The 13,382-nt window shown below is 71.4% G+C and carries 14 protein-coding genes and 1 pseudogene; 4 read left to right on the plus strand and 11 right to left on the minus strand.

Features of this window, described 5'->3' with window-relative positions:
* Positions 1 to 162: 162 nt before the first annotated feature.
* Positions 163 to 657, plus strand: a complete 495-nt coding sequence (locus E1298_RS04805) for an ATP-binding protein (RefSeq protein ID WP_243725388.1) — start codon at positions 163 to 165, stop codon at positions 655 to 657.
* Between the two features lie 202 nt (positions 658 to 859).
* Here E1298_RS04805 and plsX read toward each other — a convergent pair.
* The 5 genes and pseudogenes from plsX to E1298_RS04830 form a co-directional block, all read right to left on the minus strand.
* Positions 860 to 1,921: pseudogene (plsX, locus tag E1298_RS04810) on the minus strand (phosphate acyltransferase PlsX); the annotation flags it as partial.
* 128 nt (positions 1,922 to 2,049) lie between these two features.
* Positions 2,050 to 2,460: a hypothetical protein gene (locus E1298_RS04815; RefSeq protein WP_243725389.1), complete on the minus strand. Its 411-nt coding sequence runs from the start codon at positions 2,458 to 2,460 to the stop codon at positions 2,050 to 2,052.
* 92 nt (positions 2,461 to 2,552) lie between these two features.
* The gene (locus E1298_RS04820) at positions 2,553 to 2,912 is read right to left on the minus strand and encodes a hypothetical protein (RefSeq protein WP_131889529.1); all 360 of its coding nucleotides are present in this window, start codon (positions 2,910 to 2,912) and stop codon (positions 2,553 to 2,555) included.
* Positions 2,909 to 3,778, minus strand: coding sequence for an alpha/beta hydrolase (locus E1298_RS04825; RefSeq protein ID WP_131889530.1), 870 nt, complete (start codon positions 3,776 to 3,778; stop codon positions 2,909 to 2,911). Before E1298_RS04825 ends, E1298_RS04820 begins: the two co-directional genes overlap by 4 nt.
* A gap of 16 nt (positions 3,779 to 3,794) precedes the next feature.
* Entirely contained in the window at positions 3,795 to 4,523 is a 729-nt protein-coding gene (locus tag E1298_RS04830) for a DUF998 domain-containing protein (RefSeq protein ID WP_243725390.1), read from the minus strand.
* Positions 4,524 to 4,868: 345 nt separating this feature from the next.
* On the opposite strand from E1298_RS04830, the gene E1298_RS04835 reads away from it, so the two are divergent.
* Entirely contained in the window at positions 4,869 to 6,185 is a 1,317-nt protein-coding gene (locus tag E1298_RS04835; RefSeq protein WP_131889531.1) for a KamA family radical SAM protein, read from the plus strand.
* 81 nt (positions 6,186 to 6,266) lie between these two features.
* On the opposite strand, the gene E1298_RS04840 is transcribed toward E1298_RS04835, so the two are convergent.
* Positions 6,267 to 7,058 (minus strand): helix-turn-helix domain-containing protein, encoded by a 792-nt coding sequence (locus E1298_RS04840; protein WP_131889532.1) that lies wholly within the window; start codon positions 7,056 to 7,058, stop codon positions 6,267 to 6,269.
* A 171-nt stretch (positions 7,059 to 7,229) separates the two neighbouring features.
* On the opposite strand from E1298_RS04840, the gene E1298_RS04845 reads away from it, so the two are divergent.
* Positions 7,230 to 7,667, plus strand: a complete 438-nt coding sequence (locus E1298_RS04845) for an ATP-binding protein (protein WP_165975302.1) — start codon at positions 7,230 to 7,232, stop codon at positions 7,665 to 7,667.
* A gap of 42 nt (positions 7,668 to 7,709) precedes the next feature.
* Here the strand turns inward: E1298_RS04845 and E1298_RS04850 are convergent, their stop codons facing one another.
* Entirely contained in the window at positions 7,710 to 8,879 is a 1,170-nt protein-coding gene (locus E1298_RS04850; protein ID WP_131889534.1) for an MFS transporter, read from the minus strand.
* A gap of 58 nt (positions 8,880 to 8,937) precedes the next feature.
* On the opposite strand from E1298_RS04850, the gene E1298_RS04855 reads away from it, so the two are divergent.
* A complete protein-coding gene (locus E1298_RS04855) occupies positions 8,938 to 9,912 on the plus strand; it encodes an ArsR/SmtB family transcription factor (RefSeq protein ID WP_131889535.1) in 975 nt (324 codons plus the stop codon).
* Positions 9,913 to 9,945: 33 nt separating this feature from the next.
* On the opposite strand, the gene E1298_RS04860 is transcribed toward E1298_RS04855, so the two are convergent.
* Genes E1298_RS04860 through E1298_RS04875 form a run of 4 tightly spaced genes read right to left on the minus strand, consistent with a single transcriptional unit; the run spans position 9,946 to position 13,341 of the window.
* Positions 9,946 to 10,467 (minus strand): YbhB/YbcL family Raf kinase inhibitor-like protein, encoded by a 522-nt coding sequence (locus E1298_RS04860; RefSeq protein ID WP_131889536.1) that lies wholly within the window; start codon positions 10,465 to 10,467, stop codon positions 9,946 to 9,948.
* Between the two features lie 53 nt (positions 10,468 to 10,520).
* Positions 10,521 to 11,393 (minus strand): carbohydrate ABC transporter permease, encoded by an 873-nt coding sequence (locus E1298_RS04865; RefSeq protein ID WP_131889537.1) that lies wholly within the window; start codon positions 11,391 to 11,393, stop codon positions 10,521 to 10,523.
* Positions 11,390 to 12,292, minus strand: a complete 903-nt coding sequence (locus tag E1298_RS04870) for a carbohydrate ABC transporter permease (RefSeq protein WP_207944437.1) — start codon at positions 12,290 to 12,292, stop codon at positions 11,390 to 11,392. Before E1298_RS04870 ends, E1298_RS04865 begins: the two co-directional genes overlap by 4 nt.
* On the minus strand, positions 12,289 to 13,341 hold the full coding sequence (locus tag E1298_RS04875; RefSeq protein WP_131889538.1) for an ABC transporter ATP-binding protein: 1,053 nt from the start codon (positions 13,339 to 13,341) through the stop codon (positions 12,289 to 12,291). Before E1298_RS04875 ends, E1298_RS04870 begins: the two co-directional genes overlap by 4 nt.
* Between the last annotated feature and the right edge of the window lie 41 nt (positions 13,342 to 13,382).

Genomic DNA, 13,382 nt, shown 5'->3' on the forward strand with positions numbered 1-13,382 from the left:
CTGGAGAACCGTCCCGTGAGCGGAGCGTTTCGCACAGTTCACTAAGAGTCGGTTGAGAGGTCCGATCCGTTCCGGAACGCTTGTGGGGTCTGCCGCGCCCCCCGTCAACAGCACCCTGTGCTCTCGACACGCCGTAACGGCGGGAGGAGGGACGGTCGTGTCATGACCGTGCTCGATGCTTCACCCAAGACCCATGCCCTCGAAGTGGTGCCCATGGGCGATCGCGGCCATCCGGTGGGCGGAATGTGCTGGCGGCGCGCCTTTCCCGGACGTCCGGCGGAGGCGGGGCGGGCCAGGGAGTTCGTCCAGTTCCTGATCTCCGGCTTCTCCAGGGCGGACGACGTCGTCCTCGCGGCCGGGGAGATGACCGCGAACGCCCTGCAGCACACGCGCTCGGGCCTGCCGGGCGGACTGTTCGTCGTCGAGGTGCGGGCGTGGCGCGGCGGCGTGGCCCTCAGCGTGACCGACCAGGGCGGGACGCGCGAGCCGTGCCCGCGCCCGCTTGCGCCGCCCGCGGACTGGGACGATCCGCTCGCGCTCGCCGAGTCGGGCCGCGGGCTGCTCACGATCGCGGCCCTCGCGTCCGTCTGGGACTGGTGCGGCGGCCCGTCCGGCCGCACCGTGCGTGCGCAGTTCACCCGCTGGGGAAGCCGATGAAGACCGCCTGCGCGGCGCCCTAGGCGGTGGTGGCCGGGGGCTCGGTCCGGTCGGGCCGGGTCTCACCGGTCGTAGAGGAGGGGGCTGGGAGCTGGGGTGGTGCCCCGCGTTGCGGCTCGTCCTCCGGGGGGCTCTCTTCGGGTCCCTCGGAGGGCCGCTCCTGCGTCTTTTCCTGCGTTTTCTCTGAGCCGTCTCGCTCGCCGTGCGTCCAGCGCCCGAAGCGGGACGTGCGGGTGGCGGCGACCTGCTCCCGGATCCGCTCGACGATCCGCCCGGCGGCGAGCTGGTGGGCCAGCTCGCAGGCCGAGGTGATCGCGCGGGCGTGCGAGGCGCCGTGCGCGATGACGACCGTCCCGTTCAGGCCGAGCAGGACGCCGCCGCCGTAGGTGTCGGGGTCCAGCCGGTCGCGGAGATCCTGGAGGCGGCGGCGCTGGAGGAACGCGCCCATCCGGGCGGACGGGCTGGACGTCATCGCGGAGCGGATCTCCGAGAACGCCGTCCGGATCGTCCCCTCCATGGTCTTGAGCGCGATGTTGCCGGTGAACCCGTCGGTCACGATGACCTCGACCTCGCCCCGCAGCAGGTCGTGGCCCTCCACGTTCCCGGCGAACTCGATGCCGTGGTTGCCGCCGGCGAGCAGCTCGTGGGCGCGCTTGGTGAGCTTGTTGCCCTTGCCGGGCTCGGCGCCGATGGTGAGGAGGCCGACCCGGGGCCGGTCGGTGCCCAGCAGGATCTGGGCGTAGGCCGTCCCGAGCGCGGCGAACTGCACCAGTCCCTCGGGCTTGATGTCGGCGGTGGCCCCCGCGTCCAGCAGGATCGTCGGGTTCGGACGGGTCGGCAGCGCCACCGCGATAGCGGGCCGCATCACGCCCTGCTGGCCCTTCAGCCGCAGCCGGGACGTCGCCACCACCCCCGCTGTGCTGCCCGCCGACACCAGTGCCGACGCCCGCCCCTGCTTGATCAGGTGGCAGGCGATCGCGATGGACGAGCGCGGCTTGCGCCAGCCGGCGAGCGCCCCCTCGCCCATGTCGATCGCCTCGTCGGCGTGGACGATCGGGATCTCCCCGACGATGCCGTGCCGGTCCAGCTCGCGGCGGATCCGCGGCGCCTGGCCCACCAGCACCAGCCGGACGCCGTGCTCGCGGACCGCGTCCACGGCCCCGGCGATGATCTCGCCGGGGGCATGGTCGCCGCCCATCGTGTCGACCGCGATCGGCAGCGGCCGGGCCGTCGCGATGCGCGACGGCGCGCCTTTGCCGGTCATGGCCGCTCCAGGAGGGGTGAAAGGATGCTCGGCGCCGCAAGAACGCAGCTCATCGCATCGTAGGACGTTCTTTCACCCGTCTTGACGGCCCCCGCCAGGAGTGGCGATCGTCACCCCCCGTCCCGGCGCTATCCGTCCTTGCCGCGGCAGTCCGCGCCCAGGCAGGGCGCGTTCTCCACGATCGGGTGGCCGCCCACGAGGATCGTGTAGTAGCTCTTGCTCGTCCTCTCCTCGCCGCTCCCCAGGACCTGCACGTCCCGCCTGTCGGTGGTCGTGCCCGTGCAGGACGCGCGCAGCTTCTTCTTCGTCCAGCCGGGCAGGTCCTTGCATTTCAGCGGGGACTGCAAAGTCACGCCGCGGGTCCGCAGCTCGGCGGCGGCGTTGGCCGGCAGCGCCTTCAGCAGCGCGGACTGGCTCTTGTAGCGCAGGTCGTCGCCGCCGGAGAGCATGAGGTAGGCGATGCCCGCGCCCACCACCGCCAAGACGAGGACGGACGCGGCCGAGCCGAGGATCAGGGTTCTCTTGCGACTAATGTCCACACCGGTTACGTCACCGACAGTACCGACTTACATGCATGGTGTGACAGGGGTTTTCCCCGGCCATGGAGAGTCGTTGCCCTGCGGCGGGCAGGTCAGCGGCAGCCGAGACCCAGGCAGTCCTTGCGGAACAGCTCGCGTCCGCCGACCGTGACGACGTAGAGCTCGCGAGGGTGAGCGGTGTCGGCCGCCTCGGCGAGGCCCGTCACGGTGATCGGCTCGCCCGCCCGCGTGCGGGCCGTGCAATGTACGCGGACGACCGACGTGGACCCCGAGTCCGGCGTTTTGCACGAGGGCCGGTGCTCCAACCGGACGCCCCGGTCCCTCAGCTCGGCCACGACCCCATCGGTCACGGCGTTGTTGAACGAGCCGTCCGAGATCCTCTGCATGACCTTGCAGCCGGACATGGGCACGGCCAGCAGCGCGGCCATGGCGACGGCCGGGAGGCGCCTCACACCGTCTCCTCCGCCCGATGGCTCAGCACGACCGCGACCGCGTCGGCCACCGCGTCCGGACGGTCGAGCTGCACCATGTGCAGGGCCTCGGGCAGCTCCACCTGGCTGCCGTGCGGGGTCATCGCGGCGAGCCGCGCGTGCGCCTGCGCCCACTCGCGGGCCTTGCCGGGGTCCTTGACGTCCCCGAGCGCGGTGAGGACCACCATCGGGACGGGCGGGAACGGGCTCCGCTCGCGCAGCCGGGCCAGGTCGACGGCCATCTCCCGGTAGGCCAGCTCCTCCGCCATGACCGTGCCGAGGACCGTCCCGCGCCCGTACACCGACCGGACGACGTCGTCCGGGACGGGCTCGTCCCGCCGGCTGGTCTGCTTGAGGATCATCCGGCGGCCGAACGGGCCGACGACCCTGGCCAGCCGGGTCGCGCCGAGGAACGCGCCCACGGCCGTGGCCGCGGGCGTCGCCACCGCCGCGAGCCGGACGGCCGCGTGCGGGTCGCGCTCGTAGCTCGGGTCGACCAGCACCAGCCCCCGGACGAGTTCGGGCCGCAGCCGGGCCAGCGCCTCGGCGTGGAACGCGGCCATCGAGTGGGCGAGGACGGTCACCGGCCTCCCGGCCCGCTCGGCCAGGGCGGCCAGCACGCCGGTCTCGCCGCGCAGCGTCGGCGGGCCGGGCGCGGCCGGGCTCAGCCCGAGCCCGGGACGGTCGAAGACGATCACACGGTTCCGGTCGCGCAGCAGGTCGACGGTCGGCCGCCAGTCGAACCACGCCCCGCCGAGCCCGGAGCTCAGCAGCAGCGGCGGGCCGTCCGCGGGCCCCTCCTCGACGACGTGCACCTGCGCGCGGCCGACATGGACGATCTCGGTCATAGGGACGATCTCGGTCTCATAGGGGGGTCTTCTCTCGTGCGGGGGAGGCGAGGCGCCCGGCGCGCTCCGCGTCCCGCCGGTCGGCGTACAGGGCCCACGCGATGGTCAGCAGCCCCAGGCACAGGATGCCGATCTGGACGCGCTGGATGATCCCGAGCCAGCGGCCCAGGTACATCGCCAGCAGCGTGCCGAGCGCAAAGACCGTCTCGGCCAGGGCGAGGAGCCAGCCCCAGCGGGCGAGGGCGGGCCACCACCCGTGCCGGCGGGCCGCCATGGACAGCGTGAACAGCGCGACCACGCCGCAAAAGATCACGGCGCTGCTGGTCACCGAGTGGAACTCGTGGGAGAACGACACGTTCTCCGACCGCTCCCGCAGCGCGCACCACGTCTCCAGGCTGGGCGCGCAGTCCAGCGGGAACGTCGCGTCGCCGATGGCGCAGACGCCGAACAGGCCGAGGAAGGCCCAGCCGGTCGTGGCCAGCCGCCGGTGCCGCGTCCGGCGCAGCGCCGCGAGCGCCACGATGATCGTCAGGACGCCGGTGACCAGGTCGCCGCCGCTGTAGACGTTGTGGAACGGCTGGTCAAGGGCCGACAGCTCGCTCACATACCCGTTGATGACGTCCAGATCGGGGCTGAGCAGGTGTTCCAGCAGGAAGGTGCTGTAGGAGACCGCCGCCACGACCGCCAGAAGGACGATCCAGGCAGGCACGACGCCCGGCCCGTCATGCGCCTCGTCAGAGTCCACCTCGCCCCCTCACGCCGCCCGGCCCGGCCGCCCCACGCCACAGTATTTCCGAACATCGTGTCAGCGCGTGTCCCGGGTCGCGGATTTCCGCCGTGGACCGGACGTCCGGACGGGAGAAGTTGACGTCCCGTAGTCGTTGTGCAAGCACCGGACCGTCCACGATGATGTCAGGCGATTTGCCTGGTTCGGGGTTGACCAGCTTCTTCGTACTCTGTAGGGGGTATCAATTCGGCATGAATCCGTCCCAAACGGTTCAATGGGGGTGACCCTAGGCAATCTGATCACCGTCCGTGACGCAGCGCCCCGGGGTGCGTATCCCCCGCTGACTTCAAGGAGTACCAACACGTGACACTGGTGAACGACGCGGCTCCCGCAGTGCGATCCACTGGTCGCAAGTTCCGCGCCTTCACGGCGAAGCACCTCGACGAGCTCACCGCTCGCGCGGGGCTGTCGCCCGCGCAGCGGCTCGCGACCCGGGCGGTGGCCACGGTGCTGCCTTTCCGGACGAACGCGTACGTCATCGAGGAGCTCATCGACTGGTCGGCGGCTCCCGACGATCCGATGTACCGGCTGGTCTTCCCCCAGGAGGACATGCTTCCCCCCGAGGACGTCGCGCACCTGTCGGACCTGCTGCGCCGCGAGGCGCCCAAGGCCGAGGTCGAGGCCGCCGCGCACGCGGTGCGGATGCGGCTGAACCCGCATCCGGCCGGCCAGATGGAGCTCAACATCCCGAGCTTCGGCGACGGCAAGATCCCTGGGATGCAGCACAAGTACGACGAGACCGTGCTGTACTTCCCTAAGCAGGGCCAGACGTGTCACGCGTACTGCACGTACTGCTTCCGCTGGGCCCAGTTCGTCGGCGAGGCGGACCTCAAGATGGCCGGCGACGACGTCACCGGGCTCCGCGACTACCTCGTCTCGCATCCCGAGGTGACCAGCGTCCTGTTCACCGGCGGCGACGCGATGATCATGGGCGAGTCCGTCCTGCGCCGCTACATCGAGCCCCTCCTGGACCTGGAGCAGCTCGAATCGATCCGCATCGGCACCAAATCGCTCGCTTACTGGCCGCAGAAGTTCGTCACCGATCCGGACGCCGACGACATGCTCCGGTTGTTCGAGCAGGTCGTGGAGTCGGGCAAGAACCTGGCGTTCATGGCGCACTTCACCCACCCCCGCGAGCTCGAACCCCTGATGGTCGCCGAGGCGTGCCGCCGCATCCGCGACACCGGCGCCGTCATCCGCACCCAGGCCCCCTTGATCCGGACGATCAACGACGACGCCGCGATCTGGGAGAGCATGTGGCGGACACAGACGCGGATGGGCCTCGTCCCGTACTACATGTTCGTGGAGCGTGACACAGGGCCGCAGGACTACTTCGCCGTGCCCCTCGGCCAGGCGTACGAGATCTTCCGGGACGCCTACAAGCACGTCTCCGGCCTCGCCCGCACCGTCCGGGGCCCGTCGATGTCCGCGACGCCCGGCAAGGTCTGCGTGGACGGCGTCGTCGACCTGCTCGGCGAGCAGGTGTTCGCCCTGCACTTCATCCAGTGCCGCGACGAGGACCTGGTCGGCAAGCCCTTCTTCGCCAAGTACGATCCCAACGCGGTCTGGCTGGACGACCTGAAGCCCGCCTTCGCCGACCGCTTCCCCTACGAACGCTAGGGCGCTTCTTACGGATCTACGCCCTAGGGCCTCGTCGGGTTGCGGCATCGAAGAAGATGCCGCAACCCAACGACCGCGCTCCTACGTCACCGGGGAGCCCTGGGAGGTCTGGCCCTCGTGGCCCGGGCGGAGGGAGATGATCGGACGTCCCCCGTCCCACAGCTCGGCCAGGTGATAGGCGAACCGGTCGAACAGTCCGTCCTCCTGGCAGCGCCGTAAGTGCAGTATTGGCGAGTCGTGGCCCACCAGGTTCGCCAGGTGCGGGGTCACCAGCATCTCCTCGTCGAAGACGAACACGCTCATCGCGATGTGGTCGTCCCCGTACCGGGCCTCGACCCCGGAGACGTCCGCCAGCTTCGCCAGCTCGTCCAGCGTGATCTTGATGCGGGTGCCGACGGTGAGCGGCACGTTCTCCTGCTCCTCGCGCCGCCGGGTGACCGCGCTCTCCGGGTCGCCGACCAGGAACCGCACCCGGCAGCCGCCCTCGGCCTTGCGCCGCAGCACGCCCCGCAGGTTGGGGATCTCCAGCCACAGGAAGTAGTTGGTGTAGCCGGCGAAGGCCAGCTCCCTCTCGGCGTCGCCGATGAGACGGCGCCAGACGGACTTGGGACAGGCTGACCGGTACGGGTACACCGCCACGATCTCGCGGTCGGCACCGGTCTTCACGTTCTTCCGGACGGCATCTGGCCACAGCACGGTCTCATCAACTCCCAAGACCTCGGATGCGGCCCAGCGGTGCCGAGGATGCGGCATGCGGCCCTCGTCGGTCATCCACCGGGCGACGGTCTTCACGTCCACGTGACACGCTTCGGCGAGTTCCTGCTCTGTCAGTCTCGCACTGGTCATGGCCTGCCGTAGCGCGTCATTGACCATGGTGACTCCCTGTGGCACCGGGACGGACGGGATGCTTACTCAACGTAGCCGGAAAACGTCCCGGACGTCCTGGAAACAAAGTTCAGACGTCACGCACGGTGACGCATCCTCGGTGTGCGTTTGACTGAAGACGGGTGAGCCTGACCAAAGGCGGACAAGATGGGCTCCGGAATGCTGAGTTCCGACGATCTGGACATTTCCTGCCTCGCCGCATGGACGGCGCCGGGCCAGGCGCGGATGATGATCGAATTGCGCCTCGCGCGCTGGGGAATGGCGCACATCGCCCACGACGTCCACCTGATCGCCGGCGAGCTGATAGCCAACGCGGTGCGGAGCACGCCCGAGGCGGAGATCCGGATCCGGTTCGTCCGCGAGGCCGGGACCGTCCTGCTCGGCGTCTGGGACGGCTCCGACGCGATGCCCGTCGCCCGGCCCGTCAAGGAGATGACCTTGGACGACATCGTCCCCGACCCCCGCGCGCTCGACCCCGGCCACGACGACGGGACGGGCGGCTGGGGCCTGCCGATCGTCCAGGCGCTGTCGTCCGAATGCGGCGTGCAACTGACCCCGCCCCATGGCAAGTGGGTGTGGTCACGCACACCCTTTTGACCGTTCAAAGGCCAATGCGCGGCGGCACGGAAACGCCCTTGCTCAACGCAGGTGGGAAATCAGCAGAAGGGCGGCGATAACGGCCGCGGCGCCGCAGAAGGCGATGACCAGAGACGGGGCCGCGACGTCCGTCAGGGCGCCCGCCGCGCCGATACCGGCGGCCTGGCCCGTCATGACGCCGGTGCCGGAGAGCCCGAGCGCCTGGCCGCGGACGGGCTCCGGCGCCGCGTCCACCAGGCGGCGCTGGACGGTCAGCTCGTAGCTCAGCCCGAAGGTCCCGGCGGCCATCAGCGCGCAGGCCAAGGGCAAGACCGGATCCCACGCGAAGAGGAGGAGGGGCGCCCCGGTCAGAAGGGTCAGGGGGAGCGTGAGGCGCTCGCGGAGCGCGGGACGGGCCAATCGTCCGACGGCGAGGTTGCCCGCGAGCATGCCGGCGGCTCCGGCGGCGAGGATCAGGCCCGCCGCGCCCGGATCGCCGTGGCCGTCGGCGTAAGGGATCACCGCGCCCTCGGCCCCGACCGACAGGGAGATCGGCAGCCAGCCCGCCAGCAGGAGGCCGCGGGTCGTCCGGTCGCCCAGCAGGAGCCGGTTGACGCGCCACGTCTCACGCGCCGTCCCGGAGGCCGGACGGGCGTGGATCGAGGCGGCCGGGAGGGCCGGGGCGATCAACGCCGCGAGGGCGGCGCCGGCGGCCGCCAGCCAGAGCGTCCCGGATGTGGTCAGCGTCGACAGCAGCAGGCCGCCGACCGCCTGGCCCGCTATCTGCGCGCCCGCGGCGGTCATCGTGAACAGGGAGCGCCCCAGCACATGGCCGTCGCCGGGGAGGAGGGCGGGGAGCCGCGCCTGGACGGCCGCGGAACCGACCGGGGCGACGAGCCCGACCATGGCGACCAGGGCGATCGTCGCCGCGGGCGGGAGGCCGCCGAGCGCGAGGACGGCGGTGGCCGCGAAGCGCAGCAGGTGGTGGCCGGTGAGGAGCCGCCGGGCCGGGACGCGGTCCGCGAGCGACAGCAGGAGGGCGCCGCCGACCGCGTACGGGAGCATCCCCGCGCCGAAGACCAGGGCCGACAGGAGGGCCGAGCCCGTTCGCTCGAAGGCCTGGACGGACAGGGCGATCATGCGGATCGAGTCGGTCGTCACCGACAGCGCCTGCAAGGAGAACAGGACGCGGAACTCGGGAACGCCGAAGAGGTCGCGGTAGCGCGCGGTCATGGCCGCGACTCTCCGGCCGGGCGGCCGTCCCGGCTATTGTTTCGGGGAGGGGCGAAACATGTATCGGATCGTGGTCGGGCCGCAGGATCTGGCGGCCAGCCGCTTCGGCGTGGCCCCGCTGCTGGAGACGCTCACCGCGCTCGGCCTGGTCGCCGGGCGAGCACCGGCCGGACCGGTGCGGCCGTGGGTGGAGCGCGCCCGTCCCGCATACCGGGAGGTGGCCGGCGAACCGGCCGTCCGGGCGCTGGCCTTCCTGAGGCGGCGGCACCGGTACATGGCCGACTTCATCCAGCCGCCGCCCGCCCGCCCCGACGTGACCGTCGCGGAGCAGCTCGCCGCGATGCGCGCCACGCCGCTCGCGCAGGCGCGGCGGGAGATCGCGCGCAACCTGGACGGGCTGCCCGAGCCCGAGCCCGCGGTCCGGAAGGTGCTCGACGCGCCGGACGTCGTCGAGCGGCTCGCCCGCGGCATGGAGATCGCGTGGAGCGCCCTGCTGGAGGAGGACTGGCCGGTGCTGCGGTCGATCCTCCGGCAGGACATCGTCCACCGCGCTGGACGGCTGGCCGCCTACGGCTGGGCGGAGGCGCTGGACGGGCTTTCGCGGCAGGTCCGCTGGCGCGGAGGGGTGATCGAGGCGGACATCGTCCCTGACCTGACGTTCCACCTGGACGGCGCGGGCCTGACGTTCGTGCCCACGGTCTTCTCGGAGCTGGGCGTCCAGCTGGAGGATCACTGGCCGTACACGCTCACGTACCGGGCGAGGGGCGTCGCCGCCCTGTGGGAGCGGCGGGCGGTCGGCGAGCAGGACGCGCTGGGGCGGCTGGTCGGCCGCAGCAGGGCGGCGCTGCTCCGCGCGCTGGACGAGCCCGCCACCACCACCTGGTTGCACGCCCGGTTGCGCATGAGCCTCGGCGGCGTCGGCGATCACCTCGCGGTGCTGCGCGCGGCGGGGCTCGTCGTGCGGGAGCGGAGCGGACGGTCGGTCCTGTACCGCCGGACGGCCGCCGGGGACGTGCTCGTGGGGGCGGCGTGAGGCCGTCCCGGGAGGCGGGACGGCCTCCGCGGGTCAGGAGCCGTACTCGGGGACGAGGGTGGCGCGGGCCAGGGTGTGGGCGGTGATGTTGAAGCCCGCGACGGCCGGGGAGGCGTCGGAGTCGATGCCGAGGGACTCCACGTCCAGGGCGTGGACGGTGAAGACGTAGCGGTGCGGGTCGCCGGGGGGCGGGGCGGCGCCGCCGTACGCCTTGGTGCCGTAGTCGTTGCGGACGTGGACGCCGATCTTGGAGTCGGCGGTGCCGGCGCCGGTGGGGAGTTCGTGCACGTCGGCGGGGATGTCGAAGAGCGACCAGTGCCAGAACCCGCTGCCGGTGGGCGCGTCGGGGTCGTAGCAGGTCACCGCGAAGCTCCTGGTCTCGGCGGGGAAGCCCGACCAGCTCAGGTGCGGCGACCGGTTCCCGCCGCCGAAGCCCCAGTCGTCGAACACGTGCTCGGCGGCCAGGCGCTCGCCGTCGGTGATGTCGTCGCTGGTGACGGTGAAAGACGGGACCTCGGGCAGGTGCTCGTGCGGGAGCGGCGGCTTGCCGGCCATGGCGGCCTCCTCGTCAGGGATCAGGTTGTCGCTCCCATCTCTATCAGGACGGATCAGGTCTTGACGGCGCCCATCGTGAAGCCGGTGACGAACCGGTCGAGGAAGAGGTTGAACACGAACGCGATCGGCACCGCGGTGATCACCGTGGCGGCCTGGAGCGACTGCCAGAAGAACACGTCCCCCCGGACGAGCTGGGTCGGCACGCCGGTGCTGACCACCATCTCCGGGCTCGCCGACACGAACGCCAGCGCGTACACGAACTCGCTGGCCGTGAGGGTGAAGCTGAACACGACGACGGCGACGATCCCCGGGAACACCAGCGGCAGGACGGCGCGGAGGAACGCGCCCAGGCGGCTGTAGCCGTCCACCATCGCCTGCTCCTCGATGTCCTTCGGGACGGCCTTGAGGAAGCCGATGAGCAGCCAGATCGACACCGGAACGGTGATCGTCGGGTAGACGGCCACCATCGACCACAGCGTGTCCTCCAGGCCGAGCGCGACGACGACACGGGTCAGCGACAGGAACAGCAGCGACGGCGGGACGAGGTAGACCATGAAGATCGCGATGCCCATCGGGGTGCCCCACGGGCGGTCCAGGCGCGCGAGGGAGTAGGCGGCGGGCAGCGCCAGCGCCAGCGTGATCGCGACGACCAGGGCGCCGACGAGCAGGGTGTTGCCGGCGAACGTCAGGAACGGCGTGTCGCTGAACAGGAACGTCACATGGTCGGGCGTCGCGGGCTCGTTGAAGGCGAACGGGTTGCTCTCGGGGTCGTACAGGTCCCGGTTCTGCTTGAACGCGCTGACCAGGCTCCACAGGAACGGCAGTGCGCAGACCAGGGCCGCCGTGACCGCCGCGCCGTACACGCCGCAGCGGGCCGCCAGGTGGCGCCGGGCGTACCGGCGGCGCAGCGCCGCGTGCGTGGTCATCCGGCCTCCAGACGGCGGACGGCGCGCAGGATCGCGATCGCGCCGGCGAGCAGCAGCGGGAACAGGAACAGGGCGATCGCCGCGCCCTGGCCGACGTCGCCGCCCTCGATGCCGCGGAAGTACGCCCACGAGGCCAGGACCTCGGTGGAGTGCGTCGGCCCGCCCCGCGTCAGGACGTACGAGACGGTCATGTCGGTGAACGTCATGATCGCGCCGAACAGGGCGGCGACCGCGATGACCGGGAGCGTCAGCGGGATCGTCACCTCCAGCATCCGCCGCCAGAACCCGGCGCCGTCGATCCGGGCGGCCTCGTCGATGTCGCGGGGGATCGCCACGAGCCCGGCCATCACGATGACGGCGGCGAGCGGGGTCAGCCGCCACGCCTGGACGGCGACCACCGAGGCCATCGCCGTCCCCGGGCGGCCCAGCCAGACCACGTTCCCGTCGATCAGGCCGAGGTGGCGCAGGACCCAGTCGACCGGCGAGTAGATCGAGTCCAGGAACCACAGCCACGAGATCGTGGACAGCGCCACCGGCGTCGTCCACGGCAGCAGGACCAGGAACCGGACGAACCACTTGCCGTGGAAGTCCGCGACCAGGATGTTGGCGAGGATCTTCCCGAACACCACGATCAGCACCATGCTCGCCAGCGTGAACACGAGCGTGTTGCGGAGCGCGCGCCAGAACACCCCGTCGTCGAAGACCGCCGTGAAGTTGCGGAGGCCGACGAAGTCATAGGACGGGTCGCCGGTGGTCACGTCCGAGAACGCGAACGCGATCGCCAGCACGAACGGCACGCCCACCAGCGCGACGATGTAGAGGATCGACGGCAGCAGCATCGCCCAGGCGAGGAACCCCTCCCGGTCGGCCGGCCCGGCCTTCGTCCGCCGCCCGGTCACCGCCCGCCGCCGATCCGCGTCCCCTCGGGGTCGAAGAAGCGGAGCCGGGCCGACTCCACCGCGAACTCGTGCGTCTCCCCGGCCGCGATCGGCGTGCCGACGGTGGAGGGCAGGCGGGCGATGACGCGCGTCTCCTCGCCCAGGCCCGTCACCGTCCCGTACACGTGCCGGTCGCCGGACAGGTACTCCACGCGCTCGACCCGGAACGGCATCGCCACGGGATCGGACGGGACGATCTCCGCGGGCAGCAGGTGCTCCGGACGGAACCCCGCCAGCCGCCCGTCCTGCCTGACGAGATTCATGGGCGGCGACCCGATGAACGTCGCGACGAACGTGTCAGACGGGTCGTCGTACACCTCCCGCGGCGTGCCCACCTGCCGGACCCGTCCGCGCTCCAGCACCGCGATCCGATCGCCGAGCCCCATCGCCTCCGCCTGGTCGTGGGTCACGTAAATGGTCGTGGTGCCCACACGTTCCTGGAAGCGCTTCAACTCGTCCCGCGCGGTCGAGCGCATCTTGGCATCGAGGTTGGACAGCGGCTCGTCCAGCAGGAACACCGCAGGGTCCCGGACCAGCGCGCGCGCCAGCGCCACCCGCTGCCTCTCCCCACCCGACAGCTGGCGCGGCTTACGGCCCAGCAGCGCCTCGATCTCCAGCAACTCCGCGGCCCACTTCGCCTTGCGCTCCCGCTCGTCCCTGGGCATCCGCTCCGCGCGCAACGGAAAGACGATGTTGTCCTTCACCGTCTTGTGCGGGTACAGCGCGTACGACTGGAAGACCATCGCGACCTGCCTGATCCGCGGCGGCAGCCCGTTCACCACGTTCCCGCCGATCAGCACCTCGCCCTCTGTGGGCTGCTCCAGGCCCGCGATCGTCCGCAGCAAGGTCGTCTTCCCGCACCCGGACGGCCCGAGCAGCACCAGGTACTCGCCCGGCTCCGCCGCCAGATCCACCCCGTCCAACGCCCGCACACGCTCACCCCGCCCGCGCCGCGCCCGCACCTGCCCGTCGAACGTCTTGACCAGCCCCCGAACCTCGACAGTGTTCAATGGCCTCGCCTCCGCTCGGCGGCTCGCGGGCGCTTTTTCGC

Source organism: Actinomadura rubrisoli (assembly GCF_004349215.1).
In the GTDB taxonomy this organism is placed as follows: domain Bacteria; phylum Actinomycetota; class Actinomycetes; order Streptosporangiales; family Streptosporangiaceae; genus Spirillospora; species Spirillospora rubrisoli.

Bases quoted from the DNA above. Each gene is read 5' to 3' on its own strand.
- E1298_RS04805 (WP_243725388.1), top strand. From the start codon at position 163: ATGACCGTGCTCGATGCTTCACCCAAGACCCATGCCCTCGAAGTGGTG.
- E1298_RS04825 (WP_131889530.1), bottom strand. From the start codon at position 3,778: ATGACCGAGATCGTCCATGTCGGCCGCGCGCAGGTGCACGTCGTCGAG.
- E1298_RS04840 (WP_131889532.1), bottom strand. From the start codon at position 7,058: ATGGTCAATGACGCGCTACGGCAGGCCATGACCAGTGCGAGACTGACA.
- E1298_RS04845 (WP_165975302.1), top strand. From the start codon at position 7,230: ATGCTGAGTTCCGACGATCTGGACATTTCCTGCCTCGCCGCATGGACG.
- E1298_RS04850 (WP_131889534.1), bottom strand. From the start codon at position 8,879: ATGACCGCGCGCTACCGCGACCTCTTCGGCGTTCCCGAGTTCCGCGTC.
- E1298_RS04855 (WP_131889535.1), top strand. From the start codon at position 8,938: ATGTATCGGATCGTGGTCGGGCCGCAGGATCTGGCGGCCAGCCGCTTC.
- E1298_RS04860 (WP_131889536.1), bottom strand. From the start codon at position 10,467: ATGGCCGGCAAGCCGCCGCTCCCGCACGAGCACCTGCCCGAGGTCCCG.
- E1298_RS04865 (WP_131889537.1), bottom strand. From the start codon at position 11,393: ATGACCACGCACGCGGCGCTGCGCCGCCGGTACGCCCGGCGCCACCTG.